The organism is Mesobacillus thioparans (assembly GCF_965138835.1).
GTDB lineage: Bacteria > Bacillota > Bacilli > Bacillales > Cytobacillaceae > Mesobacillus > Mesobacillus thioparans.
This window is the reverse complement of the sequence record NZ_CBCSFH010000002.1, coordinates 324,800-348,031: the sequence shown is the minus strand read 5'-3', so window position 1 is coordinate 348,031 and position 23,232 is coordinate 324,800. Positions and strand designations below refer to the sequence as shown.

Sequence of the window (23,232 nt, the reverse complement as noted above, 5' to 3'; positions counted from 1 at the left end):
CTTAGATTTGCAGCTTTTTTAAGTGTTTTGAATTCTATGATGATCCTTAAGAACCGACCCTACATCTCCTATAACGTCTCTTTCTAGTTAGGAGAGATGATTTAATGAATTCAGTACACATAATCTGTAGTCTACTTTAACAGCTTAAAAAAATTGTATTAGCATAATTACCAGCCTTATCCTTGAGGGATAGGGCTTATTTTTATTATGAACCCTAGTTCTACTATTTCTTTTTGGCTACTCCACAGTTAAAATGCACGAGAAAATATTGGGTCTTTTGATTCGTTTTTCTTATTTTGGAATAAACTTGAAGGATTGCGAATTTTTATGCAGAAAATAGAAAGTATTAATATTTCGGAATACGGAATAGATTAAAACACAGTTTTAGGGATGTTTACTGAAATAATAAATAAACAACGTCATTTATTATCGGAATATTCGCAAATATTTTTCAGAAAATATCAACAAGCTTTCAATTAATCTATTAAATCCATTATGGAATTAAATAGAATTCCACATCCTTGCAAACTTCTGATTTAAGATTCTTTTATTAACAATTTCCTAATAAAGGCCTATTTTGTGGGATTTATCCTAATTATATCAATGGTTTTAAACTTAAGGGAGGTGATAAACCCAGGGACGGCATCAAGCTGTGAATGGAGGCGATAAAGGGATTATTTTGGATAAGAAAAGACGACATAACTGTGGCATCAAGGGAATTGAAACATCAAACCTACATAAAAAGGTAGGGACTTTTTCTAATTGGGAGGAGAATAGATTTGAAGATTAGAGTTAAAATTGCAGCAGCAACAACCACTTTAATGCTTGCGTTTTCTTCAACAGCCGCTTTTGCTGCGGAACCAGGTCTAGAAAAAATGCCCGACCCAGTGGATCCTCAGTCATGGGTGAATCCAGATGATATGACTTGGAATAATTATAATGCTGTACCTGGTATAGATTGGAATTCAACGAATATTAAACCAGAAACTGAACTTAAAGGTGCGTTGATTCTGGTAGACTTTCCGGATCAGGATTTTATTTTGACCCAGCCAAAGGGTTCAGAGATTGCCGGAAATCCTCAAGTGGATGCTGTTCCTCGTGAAGAACTTGGGGAATGGTGGGAGGATTTTCTGAATGTCCCTAGCAAACTCAACAACTATCAGACGATTGATGGCTTTTGGAAAGAGAATTCCCAGGGAAAATGGGGCGTTTCGCTGGATTCTTATGGTCCGTATCGACTGGATAAAAACGAATTTCAGTATGGTCTTAACTATATGAATCCTGGTTCCCTTCCACCTCAATATAGTAGTGGAAACCTTTTTCAGGATGGGGTAAATGCAGCAGCAGCTGACATTGCCGCAGCTGGAAAAGAATATGACTTTGCATTTATTGTACATGCTGGTTACGACGAATCAACCGTATGGCAAGAATTCGGCGAAATGATGTTTCTTAATCAAGACTCGGTTTCTGATGCATTTGGGCCGCCGGATTTACCTGGATTTGAAAACATGCCGAACTGGGCACAAACTCGTTATGTTCCTTGGACTTCCTGGTATGCAGCCAAAACGATCTGGTCCGCGGCATCTAGTGCAGACATAAATGGCAAAAGGATTCGTGTCTCTATCCAAGGCGAAAGCGATGGCATGGGTACATTCGCTCACGAATTTGGCCATCTCCGCGGTCTTGGTGATAATTACAATAATGCATCTCTTGACCCTAGAACCTATTCTGGTTATTGGGAGACGATGAGCCGTGGCTCATTCAATGGTCCTGGGGGTACGCATACTCGCTGGATGATTCCATCTACTCTCGGTGCTTCTATACCGGCACCACATATGCTTCGTAATAAGATGAAACAGGGATTTGTATCCGATGATGAAGTCTTGAAGCTAAACCGTGATGAATTAAAGGAATCTGGACCGGTGTTTGCGGATATTACCGCACGACAAGCACCGATTGGCAGTAACTTCGGCAGAACCGGACTCCATGGTATTAATATCAGCATGGACGATTCTACACCATCAGATTACCTGGCTGGTGACTGGCGAAACGATATCCTTTCGGGTCGATTGTACAATAACTACACCCTTGAAGTGGTCGACCGTGTTGGTTCAGATTCATTCGCAGCTGATTCTGGCGTCTTGATTGCCAAGACGAAAAATGCGGAGTCTGCCCCGAATATCTGGGTAGTAGATTCACATCCTGAGGATATCAATTTGAAGGACTTTACTAGACCTGACGGCACCACAGCGATGGTTGCCAAAGGTGATCCACGGCAAACCCTCGATGCTTTATTCAAAGCTGGGAATGGGGCAAGCTTGGTTGCCGGACAATTTGATGGTTCTATTGACAAAGACACGGTTGTCAGTGAGTACAGCGATCCTTACAATAAACTTCATTTCTACATTCTTGGGAAACAAAATGACAATGATGGAGTACTCCGCTACCAGGTTGCCGTCCGAAACACGGAAGGCGCGGGTGCCTTTGATCGTGGAGTAAATGTTAGCGCAGGCACTATAGAGCCCGCTGTAGAGGACAAAGTGGCGGTCTATCATTTTAATGTCACGAATACCGGTGAAGCAAAGGACCTTATTAGAGTCAATGCTTCGGCAGGTGATGATTGGACCGTTCAACTTGATCACAACGTAATTGCGGTGGAACCTGGTGAAACCGTCGCTGTTCCGGTTTATGTGAAAATTCCGAAAGGCAAGACAACGCCTGCCAAGCTTTTCTTTATGGCCACTTCAGAGACAGACGCTAATCAAAGTTTTACCGATACCAATTTCTTGCCTGGCAACCTAACTGCAGCAGGTATAAGCTCTGTTATTGATAGCTTTGCAAACGAAGGATCAATCAAAGCAGGTACATCTGAAGCTTTGAAGGCACATTTGAAAACTGTGGCGCAATTTGAAAAGAAAGGATCTGGGGATAAGGTTATCAAACACATCAATGATTTAAAAAAATTCCTAGAACTCAAAAATGATGCAGATCAAATTTCTGCCAAAGCGTATACCAGTTTGAAAGCGTACGCTGATGCAATGATTGAAATCTGGGAATAGGTTAGATTTACTTATCACTTTATTCTGCTGTGATGTACCTAATATCAGGGGAACAATTGAAACAATGGCTGGGACAGTTATCATACTGTCCCGCCTCCTTTAAGCAGGGACAGGAACGGGGTAATTCATTTACTATGTAGGTGTTTAACTGTGCACTAGATTGCGGTTTAAAATATTTCAAACATATCGATGGCATTTTAAAGCTTTTTCAGCTATTTATCTGGTAAATGATTTTAGGAAGTTGTCAAAGTAGGAGTGAAGATAATTGAAGAATTTGACCACAGTTATAGCCGTTTTATCATTGTTATTTTTACTGGGTGCCTGTTCGGCTCAAACTTCTGGGGAAGAGAGAGAGCTGCTTGTTAAAACGGAATTCGGAAATATATCAAAAGATGATTTATTTAAAGAGGTGGCAAGTACTGAGCGTGGTAAAGAATTGATCCAAAAGTTGGTTTATATGCAAATTTTGAAAGGGAAATATGAGGTATCAGATAAAGAGGTGAACCAACGGCTGGATGAAATAAAGGAACAGGTCGGTGATAAAGATGCGTTTACCATGTTCCCGCAAAAACAGGGCTTTAAAAACGAAGAAGAGTTAAAGGAACATATCGAACAATCCCTCTATTTCTTTAAAGCAACAACAGAAGATGTAAAAGTCTCAGATAAACAAATAAAAGATTACTATGAACAACATAAAGATCAATACACGGAGGTAAGAACCAGCCATATTCTCGTGGATAATGAGACAACTGCTAAAGAAATAGAAAAGGAACTAAAGAAAGGAAACGATTTTGCAGAATTAGCCAAGAAACAATCCGCGGATAAGGTATCTGCAGCAGAAGGCGGAGATTTGGGCTATCTTTCCGGACGAAGCCAGGACCTGGATCCGACATTTCTTTCAGCAGCTCTGAAATTGAAAAAAGGCGAAGTGAGTGAGCCCATCAAGACAGGATTCGGTTATCACATTATTAAAGTAACAGATATAAAGGAGACTCCATTAAGCGAGGCGAAAGATCAAATTAAGCAAGCACTCATGAGTAAAGAGGCAAAACCAGTTCAGGAGATATTAAACAATTTGAATAAAGAAATTGAGATAGAAGAAGATGCTTTTCAAGATGCTTTTAAGGATGTAGAACCTAAATAATCAAATATCTACCCTCAAGGTCATGCTGTAAAAAATAGAATTTTAAGACCTTATGTTCGAGGTCCTAAAATTCTATTTTTTTTTGCACATATGTACAAATCTTCTTCCATAAAATTCATATGGTGAACTTTTTAGATTCCACTTAGGGGGATTCAACGAATGTATAACGGCATTTGGAATGATGGTTATGGTGATAACTCGGATAGTATTACCGATTTTACTTCTACATTGGAAAAGATGGGATACATTGTTCAGGAGGGACGGCTTCAATATTTAGATGTTTTGAAGCTATGCAGTTTAGGGCTCATTGAAGATTGCTTTGGCAATCATGCAGGTGCTCCGTACGCTAGTTATATGCTGCCGCCAGCTCCAAACCAGGTACCAGCCAAAGGGCAGAGACCTCCAAAAGGGTTTGACCCTGCTAATCCTCACAATTATCCACCCAATATAAATTACTTAGGACCTGGAACCTATTTTAAACTTCGACCCGACGAAGCGATTGTCATGATAGGGAAAACCCCTCCACCTGCTTATTATTTTGGATATAGAAGTTACATTGGCTTCGCTCAAAATAAACCAGAAAAAGACTATCGCGATTATATAACAGTAGGCAATGAGGAAACGGGGAAGTATCATCGACTCTTTAATAGCCTGGGTGATCAAGTGAACAATGTGAATATCTGGACCGAAAATACTCAAGAGGGAACATACGGCAATCCTTATAGCAGCTCGACCATCATCATTACCACAGCAGACATGAATATCAACAACCAAATGAGAGACGCTCTAAAAGCTGCAGGTTTTAGCACTAGTATTATGAATAATGATAATATCCCAGTGGGAATGGCCAACATGGGACTTGAAAAGGGAAAAGATCACTTCAACTTCGTTATGAGGGCCATTCTGTTCGCAGATCCAACCGTCGGAAAGGAATATTTAACGAATCTATCAGACTACGTAAAGGTATTCCGTATTACACCAATAAATCCTGTAACTCAACTTCACCCCTGGCCGATCCCGGAACTTAAACGCAGAGAAACAAACACAACTGAATTTGAAATACTGCCAAATGCAAGGAATGAGATGACACACCTGCGAAATGAGATCATCAAGAAGTATGGCAGTAAAGAATATGACATTGTGGATTTGGAAACAGAGCTCTGGATTATAGATGGATTTGTAGCAACAGTAATGGATTACGATACGATCGGTGATAACAGAGACGCTGCCTATTTGAGGTCAGAAACATATCAATTAACATCAGATGATGATTTTGTCATCCTGTATGGGGTCAACCACGAACAGACGGGTAAAGCCATCATCAACAATGCTAGTTTCTATGGAGACGAACTGTTTAATGGTGTAGCGGTCGCACAAATTTCAGCACAATTTGAAAATTCCGCTGTTGAGTATTTTCCTGGGGGATATGAAAACGGAAAATTCTATTATGTATGTAAATTTTCAAGGAAAGAAGATGGAGAGAGCATTACAGTACCTTATAGTACAGGAAATCCCGATGGAAAAGCATACGGAGTAGACAATAATAAAGACGTTTTCATCGGATATAGGCTTTATGTCGACAAAGAAGCTTTAATTGGCCCAGCCCACATGGATGTCATCTGGGATCGGGCAATCCTGTTCACTAAGAAAAAAGATAATGACACATTAAAGGGAAAAAATGAAAGGAAAGATCAATCACATCAAATCTCTGTCAAAATAGGAAGTAATGAGAAAGTACTGTGAATATCTATATGCTAGCGTTTTTCTTTTGAAGTCGGCTGCCAATTATTTATGCAGCCGACTCCTTTATTTCTGGTGAAAAGTAACCTTCTATTTCGGTATTTTTAACAAGGTTGGCCCGGCAATGTACCATCTCTACTTAAATTCGATAACCCAAATCGAAAGGGTAAGAGGTTTGCGATATGATAGAAAGGAATTGACAGCCTCATAGTAGAATATGTATTAAGAATTAGTTATCAAAGGGGAGCTGTAAGGAAAATGAAGCTGTTTTTTCAAGCGACCAGCGCATCTGTTGCTATCCATTTCATTTATTTTGCTGGGGTCATGTTAGTAGGCTATATAAAAACGAAAAACTATCAACCAGATGTTACGGGTGCCTGGGTTCAGGTCGACACACTGCAAACACAAGTGGCATTTGGATATACTGGCTCACCTTTTTTGTTTTTATTTACCTTCCTAGCAGTTGCGATGATTACTGGAATGATCATATTTTCGTTTAAAAAAATCGCGCAATAGTGATGAATTCTTATTAAATACCTTTGGAGGCTTGCTATGGTTAATGACATCATTGTCGATGTAAAAGAAATTAAAAAACGATATGGTTCCTTCACAGCTGTCAGGGGCGTTTCCTTTCAGGTGAAAAAAGGAGAGATTTTCGGTCTGCTTGGTCCGAATGGAGCTGGCAAGACGACCACCATTGAAATGTTGGTTGGACTCAGAAAGCCTGACAAAGGCACGGCAACACTATCAGGCTACGATGTGATAAAAGAAGTGAACAAAGTCAAAGAGGTGATCGGGGTACAGCTTCAATCTACCTCTTTGTTCGAATTGTTAAAAGTAGAAGAAATCCTCCATTTGTATGGTAGCTTTTATCCGACACACGTGGACATCAATGGACTAATCGAAGATATGCTGTTGACAGAGAAGCGGAATGACAGGATCAAAGGACTATCCGGCGGACAAAAGCAGCGTCTTGCCATTGCACTTGCGCTGATCCACGACCCAGACATTGTGTTCCTCGATGAGCCAACGACCGGGCTAGATCCGCAGGCAAGAAGGACCCTTTGGGATATCGTTCTACGATTGAAAGAGAGGGGAAAAACGATTATTCTCTCGACGCATTATATGGACGAAGCCCATGTGCTCTGTGACCGAATCGGAATTATGGACCAGGGCGAACTGATTGCCCTTGATACGCCAATGAATCTTGTGAAAAAACTGCAATCTACAAGTTCAGTCGAATTCCATTTGAGCAATCCACCAGAGCAAGACTGGTTTTTGAAAATGGAAGGAGTAAAGGAAGTGTCGATCAAAGAAAACTTTGTCCAGTTATATACGGATGATGTTCAAGTCACCCTGACCTCATTGATCCATGCATCAGAAGAACATCAGTTCAAAATTGAGGATTTACAGACTCGATCAGCGACATTAGAGGATGTATTCATCCATATGACTGGAAGGAGCATAAGGGAATCATGAGGGCTTATTGGCAATTAACGCTGGCGCAATTAAGGATTTTTGCGCGTAACAAGCAAGTTTTATTTTTCACCTTACTTTTTCCGATCATTCTGATGCTGGCACTTGGAACTTTTGCCGGAAATGACAGCAATCTATCCTTATCAGTAGGGCTGATCGACCTCGATCAAACAGATGCTTCAAAAAACTTAACAGAACGTTTTTACAAAAATGAGGGACTTGAGGCGAAAAAGTTCAAAAGTGTTAAAAGCGGGAAAGAAGCCCTGAAAAATGGAGACATCCAGCTATTCATGGAGATTCCCAAAGGGTACGGAGTGAAACTGGGGAAGCAGAAGGAGGCTACGGCACTTCCTGTCTATTATAATGAAAAAAAACTCACAACGTCAGAGCTCGGCCTTTCTGTTGTGAGGGGGATCATTGATCAATACAGCAAGGACCTTTCAGATTACAAACCTGTCGTAACAGTTGAAAAGGTAGGAATTAAAGCACTGACCATCCGTTATGTGGACTTCCTCGTTCCAGGAATCGTTGCCATGATGATCATGAGCAACAACATGAACGGAGTCGCCGGGCAAATTTCCGCCTGGCGTGAAAGAGGAATTTTGCGAAGAATGCAAGGAACAAGACTGAAAGCTTCCACCTTCATCGCTGCACAAATCACTGCACGCCTGCTGCTTAACGGAACCCAGGCATTGCTCGTCGTCCTTATCGCACATTTTGTTTTTAGCATAAATGTCGCAGGTTCCTGGCTTGCTTTGATCTTCTTCATCATCCTTGGCACACTTGCCTTCATGGCACTCGGATTCATTATTGCCGGAATCGCCAAAAACCCAGAAAGCGCAGGCCCGATTGCTGGATTCATCACATTCCCGATGCTGTTCCTTGGAGGAGTCTTCTTCCCAATCAACAATATGCCAGACATCATCCAGCCAATCGTGAAAATCCTGCCGATCGCCCATTTGAGCTCCGCATTGAGGGAGACAATGAACCTCGGTACACCATTCCTCCAATTAGGGACAGAAACACTTATCCTCGGCGGTTGGTTAATTGGCGGATTCATTGTCGCAAGTTATGTGTTTAAGTGGGAGTAGAGGAGAGAGAGGAAGAAAGCGTCCGATATCTACTTGTCTCACTGAACTTTGAAAATCATCATTTGCTTACTTGGAAAAATAATTTGATGAAATCCGCCTATTGTCAATCCAGTATGTTATACTAGAAACAACCTTTTTATTTTTAAACCTTTTTACATTACCGGTTCCATCTCCCTGCTCAAATCTTGAGCAGGGTTTTTTATTGAGAATTATTTTAGAGAATATAAAAAAACAGGCTCTATATAAAGAACCTGTTCGTATAAATGATTTTAGATTAAGCTTTTTGAACGTTAGCAGCTTGAGCTCCACGAGCGCCTTGCTCAACGTCGAAAGTAACTTTTTGACCTTCGTCTAAAGATTTGAAACCTTCACTTTGGATAGCAGAGAAGTGTACGAATACGTCGTCTCCACCTTCGCGCTCGATGAATCCGAAGCCTTTTTCTGCATTAAACCATTTAACTGTACCTTGTTCCATTTTTGTTGCCTCCTAGTGCGTTATCGCACAACGTATTACTATCCTTGCCCAAAGTGATCATCAAGACGAAAAGTTGATACTTATACTATCCTTTACACCGAACAAAAATAATTCTTATTCATCATAACAAGAAACGGAGGATATAGCAAATTATTTCTGCATCAGCTTAAATCGTACACCATTTACGCTGACCATGCTAGGCTACTTTAATGGTTCTTGAACAAACATATGCTTTAAACCAGGACGGATTAACATTTTTGGTAGTAAGAAAGTTGAAGAAGGATTAATTTTAAAAAGCTATTAAAAGAGAATAATGTAATATCTCTTAGTGAGAAAGGTCAGGCAGTTGGTCGGAACGGTTTTAATCGGTTTTTTAGTCTGGCGCTGGTTCCATTAACACAAGTAATTTTGAACGCTACACAAGAACCCTCCCTGCGTCTCAATTTTTTTTTAAGTGATTAGATGCTACTTCTTTACAGTTGTATTAGTTATCACTCTATAGTCAACGCATTTTAAGTTTAAGTTTATATTCTCTTTTAAGGAGTTATCTTTTAACATTTTCTAGTTATTGTTATATTAATTATAACGGGAAAGGAGGGACAAACATATGCCCACATATAATAAATTAGTACGTGATCGCATTCCAGAAGTAATTGAAAACACAGGAAAGAAATTCTCTACTAGGATTTTAAGTGAAACTGAGTACTTAGATCAACTCAAGAAAAAAGCCTACGAGGAATTAGAAGAATACGTTAATACTGATAACAAGAAAGATGCTGTTGAGGAACTTGCCGATTTACTTGAAATCATTAACGCACTTTCAGAATATCATGGCTCTTCTATTGATGAGGTGGAAGAAGTCCGTAAACAAAAGGCAGAGAAACGTGGAGGCTTCAAGGATAAGATTTTCTTGATTGAGGTTGAAGATGAGTAAGGTTGAGCTTATTACGAATGACCTTGGAAGTCATTTGTTGGGTCAGATTGAGAAGTCGTCGTCAGTTAGTGTTTTGACTTCGTTTGTGATGAGGTCTGGTGTCTATTATTTGAAAGATGCTTTAGAAGCATCTGCGAGATCTGGTGCGGATATAAAGATTTGTACGGGTGATTATCTTTTTATTACGCAGCCGGAAGCTCTTGCTGAGTTGTTGTCTATTGATGAGCGAATTGAAGTTCGTCTTTGGAGGAGCAATGGGGTTTCTTTTCATCCTAAAGCTTATATGTTTCAATCTGCTGAAGAGGACTGTCTGTTTGTTGGATCTTCCAATCTATCAAAATCCGCTCTTGGGAACGGTGTGGAGTGGAATCTATTAGTAAGTGATGAGAAGAAGGTTTTTAATGCGGCGCTTTTGGAGTTCTTAAAGGTCTTTTACGCTGACCAGACGATCCCGTTAAACAAGGAAACACTCAAAGATTATACTGCAGCCTATGAAGAATACCATAAAGATCATCCTAATCTTGCCAAAACTTGGTCCAAAACGGAAGAACTTGATCTGATGCTGCCGGCGAAAAAAGAAATTCCTTCTCGACATGAAATAATTCACGATCCTCCGGCTGCAAAATATGGCGAGATTCAACCTCGTTTTGCCCAGGTTGAAGCACTTGAGGAACTACAAAACACGCTTGGTGAAGAGTACAATAAAGCACTGGTTATCATGGCGACTGGACTGGGGAAAACATATCTTTCCGGTTTTTTTGCCAAGGACTTTAACAGAGTCTTGTTCATTGCACACAGAGAAGAAATTCTATATCAGGCTAGGAGCTCTTTTAAAAATATTATGCCTGAGAAAAAGTATGGAATATATAATGGGACAAATAAAGAAGGCGGCGCCGACACAATTTTTGCCTCCATTTATACGTTAAGTATAAAAGCACACTTGGAAAAGTTTAATCCTGATGAGTTTGACTTAATTATAATAGATGAATTTCATCATGCTGCTGCTGTCTCGTATCAGAGAGTACTAAACTATTTCACACCAACATTCCTCCTCGGTATTACAGCCACACCAGATCGCAATGATAACAAGGATGTATTTGCCATTTGTGATGGAAACGTCGCATACAGGCTTGATTTTCTTGATGCGATTAACCGTGAATGGTTAGCTCCTTTTAAATATTATGGCGTTTATGATGAGACTGATTATAGTCAGATAACATGGTTGGGAACTCGATACGATGAGGAAGAACTACTTCAAGCTCAACTTAGAGATGAAATGGCTACGAAAATACTAGATGTTTGGGTAGATAAGAAGCAAACAAGGACAATTGGATTTTGTTCATCAATCCGACAAGCGAATTTTTTATCCAGCTATTTTAACCAGCAAGGTTATAAAACAGTTAGTCTGCATTCACAGCAAGTTGTAGTCAGCAGGGGAGATGCGATTAAGCAGCTGCAAGCTGGTGAACTCGATGTTATTTTTACTGTTGACCTGTTTAATGAAGGGATAGATATTCCGGCGGTTGATACACTCCTATTTGTTAGGCCAACAGAGTCATTAACTGTGTTTACCCAGCAAGTTGGACGAGGTCTGCGTCTTTATTCAGGCAAGGATTATTGCGTGATTATCGATTTGATCGGAAACTATCGAAATGCAGATGTGAAGTTAAGTCTCTTTGAAACGGTAAGAGGAGAAGGTAAAACAAAGAAAATTGAACCAAGAGTTCCTGCTGGGTGTGAATTGAATTTGGATGTACATGTGGTCAATTTATTGAAGGAAATGGCCAGGAAAAGGCATCCTCGTAAAGAACAATTGTTAAATGCCTATAACCATCTTAAGCATGATCTGGGCAGAAGGCCAACATATCTAGAATTGCACTTAAAGGGACATTCCGATTCCTCTCAATATAAACATGAGTTTAAGACATATATAGGGTTTCTTAAGTGGGCGGAAGAATTGGGTGAACAAGAGAAGGAAGTATTCAGACGCTATGAAAATTGGCTCGTTGAAGTGGAAAAAACAAGCATGCAGAAGAGCTATAAAATGGTGTTGCTGCTCTCTATGCTTAATCGTGGAGTTACAGAGTGGCACAGACCGATTACATCTAGTGAAGTAGCACCATTTTTTCATAAGTATTTAACTAAAACTGAATTCCGTAAACGAATTGATTTTTCCGATAAATCGTCCAGAAAACTATGGGATTATAATCAAGCAGCAGTCAGTAAGCTAATTGAAACTATGCCGATGACAATGTGGGATAGAGGAGAAGATGGATTAACCAGTTTCTCAGACGGAACCTTCAAGCTTAATTTTGACGTGTTGGAAGAAGATCAGGAGATTTTGTTTAGTTGGACCAAGGAAATTGCCGAATATCGTCTGCATGGACATTTTGAGAGAAGAGCGAAAAACAGTACTCACTAATCATGAGTGCTGTTTTTCATTTTCAAATAAGTGTATCCTGTAATCCTCTTCATCTATTCATCCATATATAGTACAATTTTACATAAAGTAGTAAATTAACTAAACATCAGAGTAACCTAATAAGGGGATAACCAGAAAGATAATATAGAATAATTAGAATATGAACAAATGCTCTTGAAAATATAAAAGTCTCTCAAATTTTCCACATGTTGAGTAAGGGAACCTCTTACTCTTAATGTTAAAGGGACAAAATAATGTGAAAAAAAAATACACAACCATAAACTACCTTAATTCATCCAAACAGGGGTTAGAGCTCTCTTAAATTTAATTTAAAATAGGTTTGTTAATTAGTGTCTAATGTCGAAAGAAGTATAGTATAGTGAGTGGGAAAAAAGTACTGTATTAGATCGGAGCAATCATGGTAAATTTCGTTGAGAATTTAAAAGAGTCATTATATAAAGGATTTATCGATCAATCTCATAATAAAGCTGATACTTTTAAACCAAAGTTATTGGTCAATAATTTAACCGAAAATGAAAATGTATTAACCTCATTACTCGAGGAACTTAGTGATTGTCAAGACTTTTTCTTTTCTGTTGCTTTCATAACTGAAAGTGGATTAGCTACCTTAAAGTCTCATTTATGGGATTTGAAGATAAAAGGGATAAAGGGGAGGATTCTAACATCAACGTTTCTTCAGTTTAATCAACCGAAAGTATTTCGGGAGTTGCAAAAAATCACAAATGTAGAGGTTAGATTAACAGATTTAAAGGGATTTCATTCCAAAGGGTATATTTTTCATCATCACTCACATTATTCTCTCATTGTAGGGAGCTCGAATTTAACAGCTCATGCTTTAAAAGTAAATTATGAATGGAATGTGAAATTTACATCCCATGAAAATGGAGAAATTATTCATCATTTTATCCAACAATTTGAAGATGTTTGGGATGGGTCCCAACTTCTAACTACCGAATGGATTGATCAATATGAACAATCATATGTTGAAAGAGAGTATCTCCCAGATCTAGAAAAAGTTATTGAAATCCCGAGTGAATATCATGTAAATACTTTAAAAGAAGCTGTTGAAGTAAGTCCTAATAAAATGCAGCAAGCGGCATTGCATAGTATTCAACTGGTTCGTGATACCGAACATAATAAAGGTTTAGTAATTTCTGCAACTGGAACCGGTAAGACTTACTTATCAGCCTTTGATGTTCGAAGGTTTTCTCCTAAGCGTATGCTTTTTATTGTTCATAGAGAGCAAATTTTACAAAAGGCAAAATCAGATTTCCAGAGAATATTAGGTGGAATAAGTAATGATTTTGGTATTCTTTCAGGAACATCGAAACAATCGGATGTACGATACCTTTTTGCAACGATTCAAACGATATCCAAAGAGAATGTTTTACACCAATTTGATCCAACTGAGTTTGACTATGTTTTGATTGACGAGGTACATAGAGCAGGTGCGGAATCTTATCTCAGAGTAATCAATTACTTTCAGCCTAGATTTTTATTAGGAATGACAGCAACTCCTGAACGGACAGATAACTTCAATATTTTTGAGTTATTTGATTATAACATTGCATATGAAATCCGACTTCAGGAGGCACTTGAAGAAGATATGCTGTGTCCGTTTCATTATTTTGGAGTAACAGACTTTGAATATAATGGTGAGTTGATTGATGATACGGTAACATTATCAAAGTTAGTAACTGAAGAAAGAGTAAATCATATCATAGAGAAGGTTCATTACTATGGACATTCTGGTGATACGGTCAGAGGATTGATGTTCTGTAGTGGAAAAGATGAAGCCAAAGAGTTATCTTCTGCACTAAATCATAAAGGATTTCGGACCGTCGCCTTAACAGGTGATGACTCTCAAGTAGAGCGAATACGCCAAGTTAACCGTCTAGAAAACGGACAACTAGATTACATTATCACCGTTGACATATTTAATGAAGGAATCGACATTCCAAGTGTAAATCAAGTTGTGATGCTTCGACAAACTCAATCGAGTATAATTTTTATTCAGCAATTAGGCCGTGGTTTACGAAAGCATGATTCAAAGGAATTTGTGACAATTATAGATTTTATAGGAAACTACCGAAACAACTACTTGATTCCGATTGCTCTATCAGGTGATAAATCGCAAAATAAGGATAATGTTCGTCGTAATATGAAGGACACAAGCTATATTAAAGGGGTTTCAACTATAAATTTTGAAGAAGTTGCTGCTAAACAGGTATTTAAAGCGATTAATAATAGTAAATTGACCTCACTAAAAGTTTTAAGAGAAGCCTACTTGGAGTTAAAAAATAGAATTGGGAGAATACCATATCTGGGGGACTTTGTTATACACAATTCTATTGATCCAGTTGTAATTGTGGAAGAGCATACAAATTATTATCGTTTTTTATTGAAAATGAAGGAAACAATTCCAGTTCTTAATGACTATGAACAACAAGTACTCATATTTCTTTCACTCGAAGTGTTGAACGGAAAAAGATATCATGAAATTTTATTACTAGATTTACTGTTTCAACAAGGTCGAGTTTCACATACCGATTATTTAAGGGAATTAGAGGCGGTAGAATGTTCCATAGATGAAGATACTTTATTTTCTGTGCAACGCATATTCAATCTTGAGTTTTTTACTCAGATAACCACAAAAAAGTACGGGGAGATCCCAATTGTAACCAGTGAGGAAGACATGTATAGGTTTAATAATTCTATATTACGGAGTCTAACTTCTAATGAATATTTTAACTTCCTGGTGAATGATCTTTTACAAACTGCTAAAGAGAAGGCAGGAATCTACAATCCTAAAGAGCCGCTTACCCTTTATCAGAAGTATTCTCGAAAAGATGCTTGTAAGCTTCTTAACTGGCATAATGATGAAAGCTCTACTATGTATGGATACAAACCTAAACACGGCACATGTCCAATTTTTATAACTTATCATAAAGATGAAAAGATTGATTCAAGTGTAAAATATGGTGACGAATTTTTGAATCCTAAATTGATTAGATATTTTACAAAAAGCAATCGAACTTTGCAATCAGAAGAAGTGAAAAAGATTATCTATGCCGATGAAAGGAACTTTGATATTCATATATTTGTGAAAAAAGATGATAATGAGGGCGGTGACTTTTATTATTTAGGAAAAGCTCATCCTAATGAAGGAACTGCTGAACAAACTGTCATGTTGGATAAAAACGAAAAAGAGATCCCAGTAGTTACGCTTGAGTTGGTATTAGAGAATTCCATAGAAACAAAGCTGTTTTATTACATCACAAAAGAGTAAATAAAATAAAAATAGTCTTCTCCAACGAGAAGACTATTTTTCTTTGATTAGTTGTTCAACAGCTGGAATATCGGCGGGAGCCCATCTTAATGACTCTAAATTTTCTCTTTCCAGCCAAATTAATTTCGAATGTTCACTTGGTGTTGGTGTACCTTCTGTAATCTTACACTTTAAGCAAAGAATATTAATAATGAAGGCTTCGTATTCGTGAGTATTATCATGATATAGATCAATTGGTTCAATAGTACAATCTAGTTCTTCATGAATTTCTCTTATTAAGGCTGTGTAAATATCCTCATCCTTCTCTACTTTTCCACCTGGAAACTCCCACATATTTGGAATCGCCATTTCAGGAGATCTTAGTGCACATAAAATTTCTTTTTTATCGTTTTCGATAATTGCTGCAACTACTTTAACTAGCTTTTTCATCTGATCCTCCAAGAAGCATTATGTATTATGCTAATCATATCATTTAGGGTAGAAATTATCTATTTGGTGAATAGCTGTTTAGGTCATCCTTTTTACGAGAGTCTACACTAATTCTTATATGTTGCTAACAAGATTATGATACATGAATTGTCTAATAATGTGTGTATTTTCCATATGGATATGTCCTGTTTTGGATCTAATAATAGCACAACCCCATTTCGCATAAATGCAGTTTACCTAGTTATGGAGGTTAATCCGTGGGAAAATTAGAAAAAATTGATGAATTGGAAACATATATCGATGACCTTGGCAATGAGATACAAAAGGTGAAGAAGGCTTCTGACTATTTAAAATTAATTGAACGACAACAAACTGAGATAGAAAAATCAGTTAAAACCTTAAATCAATCCAAGCAAGAGTTAAAAAGTTATCGTGATTTACTTGAGAGTAAATTAGAGTTATTTCTAGTTTTGAGTATGACTATTCTTGGCGTTGTTATATACTCTTTGATGTGAAAATACGGTAAGAATCACCAGGTGCTCTTATAACAAAATGAATAAGATAGCCGCTCAGAAAAAATTTGAGCGGTTATTTTTTGTGATTAGAATTAGAGAAACACTAGATATGTTTTATTGGTAGAAACTGTCTAATTCAAACCTTTAATTTAAATTACTATTCTAGTAAGATTAAAATATACTGGAAAATTTATTCAACAAGTACACACTTAAAGGTATTTTATTTAGGAGGTTATTTTTTTGAAAGAATTAATAGAAGCAGCAAATAATTTCACATTAGATGAAGAATACATAATTAGTAGCGAAAATAAGCGTCAGGAATTTATTACTAGATTTCCGCTGGAGTCATTGCCGGAGTTGACGGTTGAGGAATATGCGAATACTTCTACAAGGGATGCTTTTATATACTGGCTGGAGCATAAGGAAGTTCTGGGCGGTATAGGCGGTGGTAATGCTTCCAAATTCGGGATTTATAAAAGTGGTAATGGGCAGTATTGTAAGGGTGCCTCAACTAAGAAGCGGGAGCTTACCGGTGAGGAACTTGAAAGGGAGTTTGCAAGCTTGCGTGATCAGATTGTCACCAACTTATATCTTGCTGGAGAGAATCGGATAAGTGAAATCAACTATACAGGTTTAAAGTTGTGGCCTATGGTCATGTTGAAAATTTTGAATATCTATTACCCAGAAAAGTTCTTTAATGTATATGCAAGGAAAGTAATCGACCCATTGGGAGTCGACCTCAATATATCAAAGGACTTGTTGAATGCTCGTCCTCGGAATTATATCCTCTTGCAGCATCTTGAATATATGAAATTAAGAGAAACGGAGCCTTTTAAAAGTTGGGACTATGTCAAGGTTAGTGAGTTCATATGGAAAAGGTATGGGGAGAGACGCCAAATTAAGCATTGGTTAATTGAACATCGATATAAAGATCGTGATTATCTGCCTCTTTTTAATGAGAAGGAGGTTATTTCCTTACCGGTATTCAAGAGGGACTTATCACCCTACTTGGCAAGTGACGATCTTAGTTCCATTCTTTCTGAAATCAAGGATGAAAAAGAGAAGGCAGCTGTAGAGTCATTTTTGAATATGGAAAAAGGCGATATTGTAGGTGTGAAAACGACCTATTCTGAAAGGCTCGTAGATGGAACGCTGACTTACGTACTGAAGATCGCAGGTACGGCAAAATTGAAAAGCCGAGTACTTGACGGATACACCTATGATGAGTTGTTGGGTCACACGGTTCCAATTGAGTGGATTGAGCGTTCGGAAAGAGACTTGCCTGGATATGGAGGTTTCCGGGAAAAACTCCATCTGATTACGAAAAAGACGCATATTAAGAAAATTTTCACTAAGATATCTGAAGAAGATCCATCAGTGACAGGGATTGATACTACACAAGATGTTAATTCCTATAACGGGCCCCTCAATGTCATTTTCTACGGACCGCCTGGTACGGGTAAAACCTTTAATACTGCCAAATATGTAATCGATATTTTAGAGAGTAATAGCGAAGATGTAGACATTAAGGAACATTATAAGCTATTGCAAACTCAAGGTCTTGTCCAGTTCATTACTTTTCATCAAAGTTTCTCTTATGAGGACTTTGTTGAAGGTCTAAAATCAGATGGCAAAGGCGGTTTTAAATCAAAGGACGGCACTTTGAAAAGAATTGCGATTGAAGCGCTTTATGAGGGATTGAGTCATAGTAAAAAACTTGAGAAATATTCTGCGCGTAAGCAGGAGGTTCTGAATGCATTAAAAGAAGGTAAACCATTCGATTTCACAGCGGCTCCGATGTATGTATTGGTGATTGATGAAATTAACAGGGCTAACATGTCAAAGGTATTTGGCGAACTTATTACCCTACTAGAGGATGATAAACGACTTACCAAAGAAAATGAAACGCTGGTTTCCCTCCCGTATTCGAGGGATCCATTCATCTTGCCACCTAATCTCGTTTTGCTTGGAACGATGAACACAGCTGATAGATCCATCTCCCTGCTAGATACGGCATTGCGACGCCGTTTTTCATTTGAAGAAATGATGCCGAATTCATCCTTGCTGCAGCCGATTGAAAATATAGATTTGCCAGGATTGTTGGAAATTATTAATAAAAGAATCGAAGTATTATATGATCGTGATCATACCATTGGGCATGCATATTTCATGAGTGCTGAAACAGAAGCAGATGTATACCAGGTGATTCTAACCAAAATCGCACCACTGCTTCAGGAGTATTTTTATGATGACTGGGAAAAGATTGGGCTGATTCTTGGGGGTATTGGTGAAAACGAGGATGAACCTTGTATCGTCTATAAAGAAACCGTGAATCTCCAGAAATTATTCAAAGATTCTCCGATGGTTGCGACGATGGACTTGCCAGTAAAATACAAGATTAAGAAAAAAATCAAACTGGCTGATGTTCAAAGGATTTATGAGTAATGAAGACGGTCAGCATTAGGGAAGCTTATGATTGGCTCCAAATCGGTAAGCAATTAAATCAAACGGAATGGGATGAGCTTCTTCGCTTTATACAACACAAATATTTCAAAGCAGTAGAAATTGGTTATGGAAAAATAAGATTCATCAATCTAGTCGGCATCATCCAGCTGTCGACTATCCGGATTGAAATACTTCCAAAACTAGTAATTCACGAAGAGTCCGAGGACAAGAACAGGAAAGCATTAATTAATATGCTCACAGTAACAAGGAATCTGCCTGTTACTCTTAATGAAGGTACTTTAAGTCAACTCGCCAAATCAGATCTATTCCATGTTTTTGCCCAGGTATATATCCAGAGTCTGTTGAAGGAGCTACGTCGAGGAATTTATAAGGAATACAAGTTGATCCAGGAGAATTCACAGTCATTAAAAGGGCGATTTATGTTCCACCAGCATATACGCAAAAATGCATTTCAACCGGTCAAGGCCTATTGTGAGTATGATGAAATCCAAGAAGACGTGCTACTCAACAGGATATTGAAGAGAGCTGTCAAAATGGTCTACCCATACATTGCGAAGAGTTCTTTGAAATCTGAATCGTTATTTATACTGGAAATGTTTGATCAAGTAAATGATGTGCCAATTCTGAAAAAAGATTTGCGGAATTTTCTTTTCAACCGCCAGAATCAGAGATTTCAAGATGCATTTTTGATCGCCCGGTTGATTCTTGAAAACCAACTCATGACCTCTAAGTACAGCGGGGAACAAAGCTTTTCTTTCCTGTTTGAAATGAATGTCTTGTTTGAATCCTACATCGAACGGGCATTCCGGTTCCTAGAGTGGGAAAATAATCTTAAAGTCGTTCCGCAACACGATGAGAAAAGGTTATTGATCAATATTAATTCAGGTCAAGAAAACATCAAGCTCAAGCCGGATTTTGTTATATACAAGGATTCTGCACAAATGATTGTTGATACAAAGTGGAAAAGTATTTTAAGAGAGGGACGAGTAACTTATCAGCAGGCGGATTTATATCAAATGTACGCTTACGTTACCTCTTACGAACAAGCAAATCGATGTGTTCTGCTGTATCCAAAATCAGAAGATGGGCTGCTTCCAAAATGGCAGGTTCCAGGCAGAAATAAATACATTGAAATTCACACTATAAGGTTATCTTCCTTGGTAGAAACACTGGAAGACCTCAAGAGTATTATTAGCTAGTATCTAAACTCAGGAGGATTACTAATGACTAATCTAAAAAGTAAAATTGCAATAGTCACTGGCGCAAGCCGCTCAAAGGGAATAGGGGCAGCGATTTGTCGCTCACTTGCGAATGCTGGGGCAGATGTGTTTTTTACACATTGGTCGCCATTTGATGAGTTTAGCGGTAATGGATTAGATGAGGAATTTCCTAATACGTTATGTGAAGAGTTAAGATCCATTGGAGTGAATGCTGCCCATATGGAGGTTGACTTGAGTAGGAGTGAATCACCTAGTTTTATCATGGACCGGGTTGAAGAAACGTTGGGAACACCTAGTATATTAGTGAACAATGCTACCTTTGAATCTCCAGCCAATTTTCGAACTTTGAATACAGAGATTTTGGACATGCACTATAAAGTGAATAACAGTGGGACACTTATGCTGTCTCTGGAATTTGCGAAAAGGTATGAAAAGGGATTTCCTGAGGGGAAAGGTGGCCGAATCATAAATATGGTATCTAAAGGACCGGACCCTAACAATCTGGCCTATATAGCAACTAAAGGCATGATCCTCGCGATAACCGAACCTTTATCAGTTGGATTAGCGCCCATTGGTATCACTGTGAATTGTGTCGATCCTGGTCCTACTGATTCTGGTTGGATCAATGATGAATTGAGAGCTCAGCTGCTGCCACTGTTTCCAACGGGAAGAATAGGTGTACCTGAAGATGCTGCTCGTTTAGTAACATTCCTGGCCAGTAATGATTCTGGATGGATTACTGGGCAAACGATAAAGTCTGAGGGTGGGTTTTTGGGTAAATAAATTTTAGAAGGATTATAGAACTTTATACCTCAGAGATGGAGAGCATTCCTATTTTTCGGTAACCTATGATGAAAGCGAAAAGGTCATAAGAATACTCTCATATTATGCAGGGACGATTCGAGGTCATAAAAAATAATGTTCTTTAGACACTTGAATCGTCCCAACTGTTATTCTGATTTTAACCTGAACTAACCTGTTTAAAGCCTAGATCTGAAAGGGCATTTTCTAGAGATTTGCTGATTTTTGTAATGTTAAAATCTAATCCAATATGAGTGATTGTTTGAGCAATCGAAGGTCGTATACCTGTAATAATAATTTCTACCCCTAGCAGTTTTAACGTTTTAATAATTTGGAATAGAGAGTTGGCAACGATACTATCAATGATCGTAACTCCTGAGAGGTCAAGGATGAAGTATTTCAGTTTAAGTCTAATAGCCTCATTTAATGATACCTGCATAATCATTTTTGCGCGTTCGTTATCAATCGATCCTATGACTGGTAAGACTGCAATTCCCGACGCTATGGGAACGACTGGGACAGACAGCTCCTTTAGTTCAGTAAACGCTGATTTAATCCGGTCATGATTATGCTTTTCATGAACTTCACCAGTTATTTTGAAGATCGCATCAATTAGTTTATCGAATCTGTCAGTTATTAGAATCATAGAGTTACAAGGGATTCGATTTTGCTCTAATTCTTCGGTGAAAATTTCCCAAATGACCAGGCGGAACAAGGAAATTATTCTTAATGCCTGGGTTAAAGATACTCCATAGCGAATGGTAAGATTCGCAACCTTCCTTGCCCAAACGCATACAGCCTTATAAACTTCTTTTTGATCCTAATATAAAGCCTCTCCAAAGTATCCGATTAATTCCGCTCTAAATTCCATATATTCTTCTTGGGGCATTTTAAATTTCTCAAAATGCTCCGTTGTATACTTGGGGATATTCTCACTGAATAACTTAGCAAGTTCATGTCGGTTTTCAAAGATTTTCCGACCCATGAATTCAAATTCTTCTCTTGACATCTCACATCTCCTCACGAATGTAGTCTTAGACCTGTGATTCTCAAACTGAGTATTGTATTTATGTATGAATGAGAACCGAAAATTAAGTAATGGTGTATAAAACGGTGAAGCTCATGAGGCTCTATGAAGATTCTGAATGTTCTATAATTTTAACAGTTTAAACCTGCAAATCTAGGATAACTTCATGGTGAATAAATGCCATTAGTGACATTGGGGCAGCCTTCGTTAGAGTAAGATCCGTTTTTAAAGCCAAAAGAAAAGTTTGGCTGAAATTGTGCATCATCAACTTTACTCAGATGAACCTGGATTAAGAGATATCAAGAATTCTATGGGTATTGTATTCCGCCTTAATGCATCACAAGGATCAAGTTATAATGCCAGAAAAGTAAATGTTTATAAAAGCAATCAGTAAAGGTAGCTAGAAAAAGGACTAGGTTGACAGTTGCCCGAAAACTTGGAAAGGAAGTTGTTGTGTCTCCTTAAGCTGCAGAGTTGGGGAAACGGGCAAGTGACTGTATAAAAAAGTCAGAGGGCCAGTCATCGAATAAAATAACGCCCTAAGAGATTGCCAACCAGGAAAACCAGGATCATGATCAAACTAACCGGAAGACTGGTGAAGATCAATTGCCAGTCCATCTGTCCGGATTCGGCTAAAAAAGAATAGGTAACGAGGCAGTAAGGGATAAGGAGGAATAGGGATGTTATGATCCCAGGTGTATAGGCCCTGAACTTAATGCTTTGAACGATATGCATGGATGCCTGCAAAACAAATAAATTAAGAATGGCTGTAAACATAAGAAAACCTTCTCCGTTAGATGAAAACTTAGCGGTCATCACTGCAGTGAAGGAGATAATAAGTAAGATCCATGTAGCCGAAACAGCAAGCTCGGCAGCGGTGGAACCTAGCTTTTTCCGCATTCTTAATGTCATCTCGACGAAGTTGGTCTTCGGATATTTATCTGAAGCCATGGAAGATTCAATGGTGATGATTTCTTCGAGATCATGGAAAATGAATATGATGGGAAATAACCAGATTAATGTTTTCAGGTCTAAAAAATAGTGGAGTGCCTCTAGCATCTTTTTCGCTACCTCCTTGTTCTGTCATCTATTGTGCATTTTATGGGACAGGATTTAATATTAT

At 38.3% G+C, this 23,232-nt stretch carries 18 protein-coding genes; 13 read left to right on the top strand and 5 right to left on the bottom strand.

What is annotated here, in order from left to right; translation table 11 throughout:
• The first annotated feature begins 779 nt into the window (after positions 1 to 779).
• From ACNAZ4_RS06200 to ACNAZ4_RS06175, 6 genes are all read left to right on the top strand, one after another.
• Entirely contained in the window at positions 780 to 3,059 is a 2,280-nt protein-coding gene (locus ACNAZ4_RS06200; RefSeq protein WP_415813367.1) for a M6 family metalloprotease domain-containing protein, read from the top strand.
• A gap of 265 nt (positions 3,060 to 3,324) precedes the next feature.
• Positions 3,325 to 4,203, top strand: coding sequence for a peptidyl-prolyl cis-trans isomerase (locus tag ACNAZ4_RS06195; RefSeq protein WP_415813366.1), 879 nt, complete (start codon positions 3,325 to 3,327; stop codon positions 4,201 to 4,203).
• Between the two features lie 159 nt (positions 4,204 to 4,362).
• Entirely contained in the window at positions 4,363 to 5,946 is a 1,584-nt protein-coding gene (locus tag ACNAZ4_RS06190) for a hypothetical protein (RefSeq protein WP_415813365.1), read from the top strand.
• A 255-nt stretch (positions 5,947 to 6,201) separates the two neighbouring features.
• Entirely contained in the window at positions 6,202 to 6,459 is a 258-nt protein-coding gene (locus tag ACNAZ4_RS06185; RefSeq protein ID WP_415813364.1) for a hypothetical protein, read from the top strand.
• A 36-nt stretch (positions 6,460 to 6,495) separates the two neighbouring features.
• Positions 6,496 to 7,422, top strand: a complete 927-nt coding sequence (locus ACNAZ4_RS06180) for an ABC transporter ATP-binding protein (protein ID WP_415813363.1) — start codon at positions 6,496 to 6,498, stop codon at positions 7,420 to 7,422.
• On the top strand, positions 7,419 to 8,510 hold the full coding sequence (locus ACNAZ4_RS06175; RefSeq protein WP_415813362.1) for an ABC transporter permease: 1,092 nt from the start codon (positions 7,419 to 7,421) through the stop codon (positions 8,508 to 8,510). Before ACNAZ4_RS06180 ends, ACNAZ4_RS06175 begins: the two co-directional genes overlap by 4 nt.
• Before the next feature lie 274 nt (positions 8,511 to 8,784).
• On the opposite strand, the gene cspC is transcribed toward ACNAZ4_RS06175, so the two are convergent.
• A complete protein-coding gene (gene cspC / locus ACNAZ4_RS06170; protein ID WP_044394619.1) occupies positions 8,785 to 8,985 on the bottom strand; it encodes a cold shock protein CspC in 201 nt (66 codons plus the stop codon).
• 607 nt (positions 8,986 to 9,592) lie between these two features.
• Here cspC and ACNAZ4_RS06165 point away from each other — a divergent pair.
• From ACNAZ4_RS06165 to ACNAZ4_RS06155, 3 genes are all read left to right on the top strand, one after another.
• The gene (locus ACNAZ4_RS06165; RefSeq protein ID WP_415813361.1) at positions 9,593 to 9,919 is read left to right on the top strand and encodes a phosphoribosyl-ATP pyrophosphohydrolase; all 327 of its coding nucleotides are present in this window, start codon (positions 9,593 to 9,595) and stop codon (positions 9,917 to 9,919) included.
• The gene (locus ACNAZ4_RS06160; protein WP_415813359.1) at positions 9,912 to 12,341 is read left to right on the top strand and encodes a DEAD/DEAH box helicase family protein; all 2,430 of its coding nucleotides are present in this window, start codon (positions 9,912 to 9,914) and stop codon (positions 12,339 to 12,341) included. Before ACNAZ4_RS06165 ends, ACNAZ4_RS06160 begins: the two co-directional genes overlap by 8 nt.
• Before the next feature lie 418 nt (positions 12,342 to 12,759).
• Positions 12,760 to 15,651: a DUF3427 domain-containing protein gene (locus ACNAZ4_RS06155; protein WP_415813357.1), complete on the top strand. Its 2,892-nt coding sequence runs from the start codon at positions 12,760 to 12,762 to the stop codon at positions 15,649 to 15,651.
• A 33-nt stretch (positions 15,652 to 15,684) separates the two neighbouring features.
• Here ACNAZ4_RS06155 and ACNAZ4_RS06150 read toward each other — a convergent pair whose 3' ends face one another.
• On the bottom strand, positions 15,685 to 16,080 hold the full coding sequence (locus ACNAZ4_RS06150) for a (deoxy)nucleoside triphosphate pyrophosphohydrolase (protein WP_415813356.1): 396 nt from the start codon (positions 16,078 to 16,080) through the stop codon (positions 15,685 to 15,687).
• Between the two features lie 257 nt (positions 16,081 to 16,337).
• Between ACNAZ4_RS06150 and ACNAZ4_RS06145 the strand changes: the two genes are divergently transcribed.
• From ACNAZ4_RS06145 to ACNAZ4_RS06130, 4 genes are all read left to right on the top strand, one after another.
• The gene (locus tag ACNAZ4_RS06145) at positions 16,338 to 16,595 is read left to right on the top strand and encodes a hypothetical protein (protein WP_415813355.1); all 258 of its coding nucleotides are present in this window, start codon (positions 16,338 to 16,340) and stop codon (positions 16,593 to 16,595) included.
• A gap of 240 nt (positions 16,596 to 16,835) precedes the next feature.
• Entirely contained in the window at positions 16,836 to 19,040 is a 2,205-nt protein-coding gene (locus ACNAZ4_RS06140) for an McrB family protein (protein ID WP_415813354.1), read from the top strand.
• A complete protein-coding gene (locus ACNAZ4_RS06135) occupies positions 19,040 to 20,260 on the top strand; it encodes an McrC family protein (RefSeq protein ID WP_415813353.1) in 1,221 nt (406 codons plus the stop codon). Before ACNAZ4_RS06140 ends, ACNAZ4_RS06135 begins: the two co-directional genes overlap by 1 nt.
• Before the next feature lie 24 nt (positions 20,261 to 20,284).
• Positions 20,285 to 21,064, top strand: coding sequence for an SDR family oxidoreductase (locus ACNAZ4_RS06130; RefSeq protein ID WP_415813352.1), 780 nt, complete (start codon positions 20,285 to 20,287; stop codon positions 21,062 to 21,064).
• A gap of 178 nt (positions 21,065 to 21,242) precedes the next feature.
• Here ACNAZ4_RS06130 and ACNAZ4_RS06125 read toward each other — a convergent pair whose 3' ends face one another.
• From ACNAZ4_RS06125 to ACNAZ4_RS06115, 3 genes are all read right to left on the bottom strand, one after another.
• Positions 21,243 to 21,797, bottom strand: coding sequence for an STAS domain-containing protein (locus ACNAZ4_RS06125; RefSeq protein WP_415813350.1), 555 nt, complete (start codon positions 21,795 to 21,797; stop codon positions 21,243 to 21,245).
• Positions 21,798 to 21,902: 105 nt separating this feature from the next.
• Positions 21,903 to 22,091: a hypothetical protein gene (locus ACNAZ4_RS06120; RefSeq protein ID WP_415813349.1), complete on the bottom strand. Its 189-nt coding sequence runs from the start codon at positions 22,089 to 22,091 to the stop codon at positions 21,903 to 21,905.
• A 537-nt stretch (positions 22,092 to 22,628) separates the two neighbouring features.
• Positions 22,629 to 23,168 carry an HXXEE domain-containing protein gene (locus ACNAZ4_RS06115; protein WP_415813348.1) on the bottom strand — a complete coding sequence of 180 codons (540 nt, stop codon included), beginning with the start codon at positions 23,166 to 23,168 and terminating at the stop codon, positions 22,629 to 22,631.
• Positions 23,169 to 23,232 lie beyond the last annotated feature (64 nt).

What these genes read in the sequence shown, in the direction of transcription:
- ACNAZ4_RS06190 (WP_415813365.1), top strand. Translation starts at nt 4,363, where the DNA reads ATGTATAACGGCATTTGGAATGATGGTTATGGTGATAACTCGGATAGT.
- ACNAZ4_RS06185 (WP_415813364.1), top strand. Translation starts at nt 6,202, where the DNA reads ATGAAGCTGTTTTTTCAAGCGACCAGCGCATCTGTTGCTATCCATTTC.
- ACNAZ4_RS06180 (WP_415813363.1), top strand. Translation starts at nt 6,496, where the DNA reads ATGGTTAATGACATCATTGTCGATGTAAAAGAAATTAAAAAACGATAT.
- ACNAZ4_RS06175 (WP_415813362.1), top strand. Translation starts at nt 7,419, where the DNA reads ATGAGGGCTTATTGGCAATTAACGCTGGCGCAATTAAGGATTTTTGCG.
- cspC (WP_044394619.1), bottom strand. Translation starts at nt 8,985, where the DNA reads ATGGAACAAGGTACAGTTAAATGGTTTAATGCAGAAAAAGGCTTCGGA.
- ACNAZ4_RS06165 (WP_415813361.1), top strand. Translation starts at nt 9,593, where the DNA reads ATGCCCACATATAATAAATTAGTACGTGATCGCATTCCAGAAGTAATT.
- ACNAZ4_RS06160 (WP_415813359.1), top strand. Translation starts at nt 9,912, where the DNA reads ATGAGTAAGGTTGAGCTTATTACGAATGACCTTGGAAGTCATTTGTTG.
- ACNAZ4_RS06155 (WP_415813357.1), top strand. Translation starts at nt 12,760, where the DNA reads ATGGTAAATTTCGTTGAGAATTTAAAAGAGTCATTATATAAAGGATTT.
- ACNAZ4_RS06150 (WP_415813356.1), bottom strand. Translation starts at nt 16,080, where the DNA reads ATGAAAAAGCTAGTTAAAGTAGTTGCAGCAATTATCGAAAACGATAAA.
- ACNAZ4_RS06135 (WP_415813353.1), top strand. Translation starts at nt 19,040, where the DNA reads ATGAAGACGGTCAGCATTAGGGAAGCTTATGATTGGCTCCAAATCGGT.
- ACNAZ4_RS06130 (WP_415813352.1), top strand. Translation starts at nt 20,285, where the DNA reads ATGACTAATCTAAAAAGTAAAATTGCAATAGTCACTGGCGCAAGCCGC.
- ACNAZ4_RS06120 (WP_415813349.1), bottom strand. Translation starts at nt 22,091, where the DNA reads ATGTCAAGAGAAGAATTTGAATTCATGGGTCGGAAAATCTTTGAAAAC.
- ACNAZ4_RS06115 (WP_415813348.1), bottom strand. Translation starts at nt 23,168, where the DNA reads ATGCTAGAGGCACTCCACTATTTTTTAGACCTGAAAACATTAATCTGG.